This window comes from Lawsonibacter sp. (genome assembly GCF_022777125.1).
GTDB classification, from domain to species: domain Bacteria; phylum Bacillota; class Clostridia; order Oscillospirales; family Oscillospiraceae; genus Lawsonibacter_A; species Lawsonibacter_A hominis.
In genome coordinates, this window is record NZ_JALFGV010000150.1 from 25,500 (window position 1) to 34,087 (window position 8,588).

General features: G+C 52.7%; 5 protein-coding genes. All 5 read right to left on the bottom strand.

The window, feature by feature from the left end; genetic code table 11:
• Nucleotides 1–261 precede the first annotated feature (261 nt).
• Complete coding sequence (locus MR825_RS12410) at nucleotides 262–5,253, bottom strand: S-layer homology domain-containing protein (protein ID WP_287880997.1); 4,992 nt, start codon at nucleotides 5,251–5,253, stop codon at nucleotides 262–264.
• A 119-nt stretch (nucleotides 5,254–5,372) separates the two neighbouring features.
• Nucleotides 5,373–5,969 (bottom strand): hypothetical protein, encoded by a 597-nt coding sequence (locus MR825_RS12415; protein WP_287880999.1) that lies wholly within the window; start codon nucleotides 5,967–5,969, stop codon nucleotides 5,373–5,375.
• 1,012 nt (nucleotides 5,970–6,981) lie between these two features.
• The gene (locus MR825_RS14450; protein ID WP_353845886.1) at nucleotides 6,982–7,326 is read right to left on the bottom strand and encodes a DUF2284 domain-containing protein; all 345 of its coding nucleotides are present in this window, start codon (nucleotides 7,324–7,326) and stop codon (nucleotides 6,982–6,984) included.
• Entirely contained in the window at nucleotides 7,304–7,996 is a 693-nt protein-coding gene (locus MR825_RS12420) for a homing endonuclease associated repeat-containing protein (protein ID WP_287881001.1), read from the bottom strand. Before MR825_RS12420 ends, MR825_RS14450 begins: the two co-directional genes overlap by 23 nt.
• A gap of 102 nt (nucleotides 7,997–8,098) precedes the next feature.
• A partial coding sequence (locus MR825_RS12425; protein ID WP_287881003.1) for a hypothetical protein occupies nucleotides 8,099–8,588 on the bottom strand: 490 nt, incomplete at its 5' end.

Below are 8,588 nucleotides of genomic sequence, written 5' to 3' on the forward strand. Positions count from 1 at the left end.
GCCCCTACGGGCAGGAGCGCTCCACCGTCCGCCGTTCGAGCAAAACGGCATCAATTGTGTTTCACCGTGCCGGACAGCCCCGTACTTTACTGCCGCACGGCCTCCGTCCCGGTTTACCTGTTACAGGACCGTCCTTTTCTGCGGCGGAACCCCCGCGGGGTGCGGACGACACCCCGCGGAGGCCGGCCAGACAGAATGGAAGGTATCACCCCGTGGGACATTCCACGAAGCGAACAGGTTCAGCGGCGCATACCCCGCCAGTTAAGATTCCGCTGCTGTACCGGAGGGCAGGGCAATCACTGTGCCGAAGCCCGAAAGGGAAACGCTGATGTAGGAGAATGATTCGTCTTGTACGTACTTCCCGGTCAGCGTTGTCACAGTACCGTCCTCCGCCGCAAAAAGCACGGTGCAGGCCGGGTCCGCTGCAGCAAAACCTGCTTCCACCGGGAGGCGGAGGGTATAGCGATGCTCGCCCAGGGAGGTGATCTTATTGGAACCGGAAGTTGCAGACGCACGCAGCACATGCGCCTGCTCCAGCTGATCCTCCGTCACGCCCTCCGGGAGCACACCGCCCAGCGCCGTCCGCGCATCGGCGGCATCTCCGGCGCCCAGTGTGAGCGCCGCGAAATCGCTGCGCATGCGGTTGGACAGCATCTGTAATGCCTCCGTATTCAGGATCAGCTCGCCGTGGGGCGTCCGGAGCTCCAGCCCCACCTCGGACCGGTACGCCATCTGGTTCAGTTCCAGCTTGGGCAGCTCCAGGGTGAGTGACTTCAGGCTCCCCTGGCCGGTGGGGATGATCAGCGCACGGGCTGTGTCCAGATTCTCCGTCATCTCGATCAGCTTTTTCAGCTGAGTCCCGGAAATCCGGACCATGGCGCTGCCTGAGCTGTCCGGTACGGCACGGGGACGCAGAGTGTTGGTCCTGGAATCAACGCCGATGCTTCCATTGGTGTTGACGGTCCATTCCCGCTCCTCGGGCGTGGTCAGCTCCGGTACATACCGCTGGCAGAAGCGCGTGAGGATGGTCGCCGCTTCGGCACGGGTGGCAGTTCCTGCGGGTACAAGGGTGCTGCTGGTGCGTCCGTTGATCAGCCCCTCCGCATTGGCCCACCGGAGGGCGTCCACCGCCCAGGAACCGATGGAGGCTGCGTCGGTATAGAACTTCAGGTCTCCCGACCTGCTCACATCATAGCCCTTATAAGAGGCGTAGCGATAGAGCATGGCGGCCATCTGCTCGCGGGTAATATTGTCGGCAGGACCGAAGAAACCGTTGCCGTAGCCGGAAACAATCTTGTTCTCGGTCGCCCAGGCAACCGCCTTGGCATAGTAGGCGTCTGCCGCCACGTCGGAGTAAGTGCCGGCGCTCTTGACGGCGGGCTCGCCCTCCAACCGGTAGAGGATGGTGGCCAGCATGCCGCGGTTGAGGGTCACATCGGGGGCAAAGGTCGTATCGCTGGTACCGGCCATCAGGCCCTTGTCATAGACGTACTGGATGGCCTCCAGCGCCCAGTGGCCGCTGACGTCCGTGAAAGGCAGGCCGGCAACGGTGGGCAGACCCAGTCGTTCAAATTCTGCCTCCGCGTCAGTCAGCACTTCGTAGTTGGAGACCAGCCTCTTCTGCGCGTCTGTCAGAGCGTCATAGGCCGTGCGGGCGGCGGCGATTTTGCTGCCGCTGTCTTTGGTCACGGTGCCGATGGCGTCGATCAACTCAATGACCTCATCCGCTGCTTTCTCATCAGAATCCTTATTAGTGGAAGAACCGCCGCCCCACTTTTCGGAGCCTTCTTCCTTGGTGTAGTCATCCGTATAGTGCCAGATAATGCGGTCGCCGTTTTCAAGGAATTGCTCGCTGACGCCGAACAGTGGATGGCTTTCGTTCAGCGTATACATCCAGCCGGACAGTTTCCCGTTATCAAACTCGCCAAGGGTGATGCCATTGTAGGTGACGCTCTCAACATAGTTTCCGGTGGGGTTGTCAAAAACAACGCCATGCTTTTCAGCGACTATATCCAGTAGATCCGCGACGGTCGCGTTTTGGTCTACCGTATAGGCTGCGTTGCTGATCCATGTTTTCAAGCCGCCATACTGCAAAGTGTGGGCCTCACCCTCCTCGGGGATGTAATCATCCGCCCAGTTGTGGTTGTCATCGCCCATGAGCTTGAAATATACCGTGATGGTGTTGGGAGCATTTGGGGTGGCGGGTTTTTTCACCACAACTCGGAACTCTGCGTAAGCACCCCCATAAGAAACAGTAACCGTCTGGTATTCACGCTTATTTTTGTCATATCCCGTAATGGAAACATCATTAAGCGTAGGTTTCGTTATTTTCCCGTCACTGTAAACAGCAGTAATTTCCATTCCGGTCAAATCAAGTTCTTCTCCGAGATAGTATTCCGTTTTGTAATTTCCGGAAAGTTCAAGGCTGGTAATGGTGGACACACTGAACAACGTCGGATACAGCGCATCTTCGTCCTGTGTCCAGTTTTTGTAGTCGCTCCCGGCGTTTAGAAGGTCTTTGACCGTCCCGTTTTTGAATTCTTCGGCAGTCTTGGCAGAGCCCATGCCGTAAATAATGGCGTCTTTTTCGTCTTCTTCGACCCAGTACTTTCCTACTCCGCCGATTAAATTCTGAGTCGTTCCAGAAGCGTCATAATAGTAGTTATTTTCTATATGCTGTAAGTTGTTGACAGACTCATACCAGCCAATCAGACCACCCACGTTGGTTCCGGTTGCGCTGATTGTTCCATAGTAGTAGTTGTCTGTTATCCAGCACTGATTGAGTGCGCCTTTCAGCCCTTCTTCACCGCCGAATATACCGCCTATATAATCATTGCCAGTAATATCGGCAGCTACATAGCAATTCACAACGGAAACAGGGACCGTGTTCGGTGCGGAATCGCTGTAATACCCTGCCGCAATAATACCGCCGACCCAGTTGCCTGTCGCTTCAATGGTTCCCAGGAAGCTGCTGTTGCGGACCTCGCACAGTCCGACAGCCTGCCCCTTTTTACCGGCCAGACCGCCAACTTTATGTTGGCCAAATACAGTGGCCGAACTGGTGCAATTTTCCATCATGCCGTTAAACATGGAGCCGACAAACGAGCCAATGCCGTTTTGGTCCTTGTTGTATCCGATGACTACATTTTCTTCAACGACGCAGTTACGAATTGTAATTGTGTTTGCACCGGACCCGCTGCCCTCCATAAAGCCGGCTTTAAGGGTAGAAGAACCGCTCAACAGCCGGCATCCATCAAGCGTTACACAATCAGGTACACCGGTCCAGTAATCGCCATCCGGGCCGTAATCAGCATGCATATGGTCAATTAAGCCGTTTCCACCGATTTTCTCACCATAGATATTCAGATTTTTAATGACCGCATCGCTGACATAATTAAACAACGGCTTTCCGCCTGGGGCAACGGTCAATTTATGGCCTGCACCATCCAGAATGCCGCTAAATGCCTGAATTGTTCTTCCGTTTACCTCAAGAGATTCGTTTTCTCCGCCAATGGGAGTCCAATCGGCAGACAGCTCGATATCATTTCCCATTTGGAAATGGACGCCCGAGCACCATTGCCCGTTGTAAACGTAGTCACGAATTTTCGCAAAGTCCTCTTCCGTTTCAATGATGTAAGGATCGCTCTCGGTGCCCCTGCCTTTGGCAAAGTCAAGCGGAAGCGATTCAAAGGTCAGCTTGACCGGACCGCTGATCGATTGCGCTGTTCTGCCGTCTTCTGCCGATGCCGTTACGGCACACCAAATATAATATTCGCCTTCCGCAAAGCCGCTGACTGGTTTCACGCCATATGTCTCATATGAACCAACACGGGGATCATAGCCAGCAGTTAATTTGTCTGATTTTACTTCTAAAATTTCCGCGGTTTCAAAATCCTGCTCCGTGTTGACATAGTAAGCGTAGCTGAGCGTCACGCCCGCTTCCGGCGGTTCGACCGCGATATATATCGTATCAAATTTTTCGCCGGCAGAATAGGTCGTGCAATAATCTGCCGCAAATTGGTTCGTTTCTGTTACCTTAAAGCTGCCTAGGTCACGTAGTATTTTCGGATTGGATACATAGGTGAGCTCTGTCTCAACCGCCACCGTCTCGCTTTGGCTCACAAAGCTCAATTCCCCAAATGCTTCCAGGTTGATGGAATTGGTGACATCGCATCGATAATAGGTTGTTCCCGCGCGTGCCGTGTCGTCCTCCGGGACCGTATACGAAGGGCCGGTCGCGTCGGGGATCGCCTTCATATTACTTGTTACGCTGCCTTTATACCACTGGTAAGTGAGATCATCATTCCCATCCGGGTCAGTCGCCTCAACAGATAGTTCAGGAGTTGATCCTTTCTTACAGGCCAGACCCTGCGGCTGCGCCGTGATCACAGGGCTAAAGTTCTCCGGATCAGCTACATAAAGATAAAATGTATTCTCGCATTTTTCCTTTTCCTCAACGTCATATAAAAGGTAGATTGGAATTTTTGCGATCTGAGCGGCGGCGTCCCCGTCAATATAATCTTTGATTTGAATCGTCTGCGCTGTATTGCTTGTTAAAGCGATCTTTTCTTCGCCGGTTCCTACATAGCATTGTACATTTTTATTGTTTTTGAACGTAACCGTCAAGGCGACTTCGTCATCTGTGCTAACTGCGGTGAAGGTGTCAGTGAAATAAACTACGCCCATCTCGAATTCAGGGGAAATCTCTATTTCACTTGAGCTATCAGATACAGATAGCTTACTGATGCCAGGAAGAACTGAGGCGGACAGCAGATACTCGTCATAATCAGTCACGCTGGATTTGGTGTCGACAAATGTACCGACTCGGATCGAGATGTTGTTTACCTCACCCATAGTCAGATTTATAAATAAAGGCGCCAGTGTTATTTTTGATTTCACATTGGTTATTGCTTTTGTTGCAATTTTTGTATCCCCTAAATAAATTGAGTAGCCTAAGCTCCCATCTGTTTTTGCATTTTCATTTAACGTCAGAATAAGCGTGCCTGTTGATGTATCAATGAACTTAACACCATCATATTTGGTCTTATCAGGAGAAAACTCAAACGTAGGTATATTTTTGTCCGTTCGTATCGACGCATTCAACTGCATATCACTAACATACCCATGCGAATTATCCCCACCCGCCTCCGAGGCCGAAGCAGAAATCATGAAGCTGGGAATCAATATCAAAAAAAGAACGAGGGAGACAAACAGTGCTGGTATGCGTTTCCACACGAAATTTGCGCTTTCCATTTTTTCACTCCTAACTGCATAAGCGCCATATAGCAAAATGGCCCCCGCCCGGCCAGCAATGCGCAAGACCGGGCGAGGGGCATCAGACTATGTCATTCAAAAATCAATCGGAGCGGTGCTTACGCAGTCAGCCAGTTGTCGGTGCCGGTCCAGCGCGTGACAGTCTCCGCATAATTCAGGACCACCTCGTCATTCGCGTTGACAACATACTGATCCACATAAAGCTGATAGTTATTGCCGTCAGAATCCGTGTAAACAGGGTCCACAGGCATCTCGCCATTCACGGTAAACTGCCAATCATTTCCGACATAGATAAAATGATAAACGGTCTCCCCGTTTACTGTCTCCGTATATTCAATGCCATAGCCCGGGTATGTAGAGCTCCAGAACTGAGCAGGAATGCCGGAAGCAGCGCCAACAGGCTCACTGCCCGTGCTATAAATCGTATCAACAATGTACGCGGTGCTGGAAAATGCAGGGTTAGGGTTCAGGTTGGGAACAGTGCCCCACACCAGATCAAGATAGTCCTGATACTGGTCAAGCATAGCCTTCGCGGTCATACCACTCGTAACATTGACAGTTTCCTCAAGCAGGGGCTCGCCATCGTAAGAAACAGTGAGGGACGCTGTTGCATTGGTGGCGGCAAACGCATTAGCGCTCATGGCGAAAACCATGACGAGCGCAAGGATAACAGCTGTGAATTTTTTCATTTTCATGTGAAAAGCTCCCTTCTAAATTTTAACCTATGCTTCGCGGGAACAGGCACAGAGCGCATAGAATTTCACTGTGCCTTCAGTGAATGGCCCACGGGCCCCACCTCCTCATATCCCTGTAAACGTGAAAATCTCTTATCGTCACGGCACGAAGGCCGTTGACTTTGCATGGATGATGTAGCCTCCACCACATACCCGGTATCGTTTCCTGCGCTCCCGCCCGCCGCGACGTAGACCGCGTTTTTCGTGCCTTGACGCGCTCATTTCCTCGCGCGTTTCCCCGAACACGGTATTCTTTCCCGATGTGGCTATTCAATTGTCGGCGCGTATCGCCTTTATGGAATCGGGCGAAGGCCCGATGGAATGATGCAGTACCGTATTTCCCTGCCTTGGAGAAATAAAAAATGCGAACGTATAGACTACGCCCGCATTTGTGGATGGCACAGAAAAGCGACAGTAAAAATACTGTCGCCTTTGTACGCAAAAATGGAGACACCCGAATGGATACCCCATCCGCGCGCCCCTTCGGCATAGATCAGTCTTTTTGCGGAGCGTGTGCTTCCGCATGGGTATGATCTATTATGCAGGTCTTCTGCCTTATACGTTCAGGCGCTATACAAGCACCAACGCGCAAACCTCGCCTTCTCTCCTCCCCATTACAGGGATTCCAATGACTTGCTTTCGCAATATCCGCCCACAGGACGCACAGAGGCTGCACTCCGTAATCACAGCTACTAAGCCGGTTACGCCGCGGTTTGATAAAACCGCCGCATACCGACACATACTCGGGAATTTCACCCGTTTCCCTTGTTCACCAGAACAAGAATGCGTGTCTTCACGGTGCTGGAACACCGTTCCGGTCGCGCACTTTTGCCACAAAAGCCGGAGTTAATATTCAGTTTGTTTGAAATGTGGATTTTACTTACTTAAGGATACCTCGCTTTATTCAAAATGTCAATGGACTCTTTTGCGCCCTCAATGGACTCTTTTGCACTCTCTTGCACACTTAAATTCATTATTCAACGGAGCAATATACCTTGTGAAATGCGATCATCCCAAACAAATGCAGCTTGTTTGCGTCCCAGACAAAGGGCAAACCGCACCGCGATACCAGTTCTGCTACATCCACGCAGTAGGCCGACATACAGCTGATCCGAAGTTCTGGGCATTTACAGGGCTGATTCTCCGTGCGTGCGCATGGATCGCAGAGTGTGCAACCACTGTATCCGGTGCAAAATCCAGCATATCCGGCGTGTTTCATCTGCTCCATCAGTTGCGGCACGGCGGGCTTGTGGGCTTTTCTGGCACAGAGAATTGTTTCTTTGTTATCGTTGCCATCAATCTCCCATATCTTTTCCACGGCCAGAATCTACCGCTCCGCCAGCAATCGCCGGTGAAGTGCTTCCGGTGGGCCGCAGTCCGGCCAAATGGACCGCTGCGGCCCAGCTTCCAAACCGTTCCTGAAGATAGGCGATGCCCTGGACCTCCCGCCCAAGGGGCGTGCGGCCAAGCTCATCCGCACACCGGCGGATATAGTCCAGCAGCTCTTCGTCGGAGTCGCTTTCATGTGCGCGGCGCCATTCCAGCTCCTGCAAATGGAGCGCTTCCTGAGTTTCGGCAGCGGTGTGGGATGCAGCCCGGTTCGCATTCCGCCGCTGTTCCCGCGCCGTTTCACGCTCCTGTTTGAACAGCCGCGCCTGGCGCTTGAATTCCTCTTTGTAGATTTTGCGGTTTGTAAACTGCGCCGCCCGGCCGGGCGGCCTGAGCCCCGCCGCAGTGACCGCTTGATACCAGCCGCCGAAACGGGAGGCGATGTATGTCCCTCCGATGATCTCAACAGCGTTTGGCGTAAACCACAGCCGCGCCGCCTCGCTGCGCACATAGTCCAGCAGCGCTTCCTTGCTGCCCGCCTTGTGTTCCCGGGCAAACGCACCGTTGCGCTGCGCCAGAGCCTCCCGTGTACGGCCCTCCACTTTTTTGTTGAACCACTGATCCCCCTGGAAATAGGGAGGCTTTTTCCGCTTACCCATCCAATCCATCCCGTCAGACGGCGCACTGCGCCCTTCTGTCCGCTTCGGCACGGGCCGTCGGATCTGCAAGCAAAGAAGCGCCTTTCAAACCGAAATTATGCTTTACCTTGGGTAAAGCATGCGCCGTACCGGCGCCTGATCCTCCAGCTGGAACACGCCCTTCCCAACGACCAGATGACGAAACTCCAAAGCCGCCCGCTGGCTTGGCCCACCTTCCTCTATCGCTTTCTCTGCTGGATTGCTGCGCACTATGACAGTATCACCGGATACATTCGAGAAAGGCTCACCGTGTTGCGGCGAAAGCGTATAGAACACCCCCTGCAGGAAGAACGGGTTCGGGAATTTCAATGGGCCTTGCATCTGACAACCGATGTTCTCGATGAATTCCTTTTCGCCCGGCTTCCAGCTCATTTGGCTAGCACACGGGAACACCTTGCTCGGTCTATCAAACAGATAAGGTAAAATAAGTTGCGCAAATATAAAAGAGGATAAAAAGAGACATGGTTTGCAGAACTCTGGTAGAATGAAGTTGCGACACACCATTCTGAAAGGAGTCTGTAAACCATGTCCGAGAAAATTGTACAACTGAACG

What these genes read in the sequence shown, in the direction of transcription:
- MR825_RS12420 (WP_287881001.1), bottom strand. Translation starts at nt 7,996, where the DNA reads ATGGGTAAGCGGAAAAAGCCTCCCTATTTCCAGGGGGATCAGTGGTTC.
- MR825_RS12415 (WP_287880999.1), bottom strand. Translation starts at nt 5,969, where the DNA reads ATGAAAATGAAAAAATTCACAGCTGTTATCCTTGCGCTCGTCATGGTT.
- MR825_RS12410 (WP_287880997.1), bottom strand. Translation starts at nt 5,253, where the DNA reads ATGGAAAGCGCAAATTTCGTGTGGAAACGCATACCAGCACTGTTTGTC.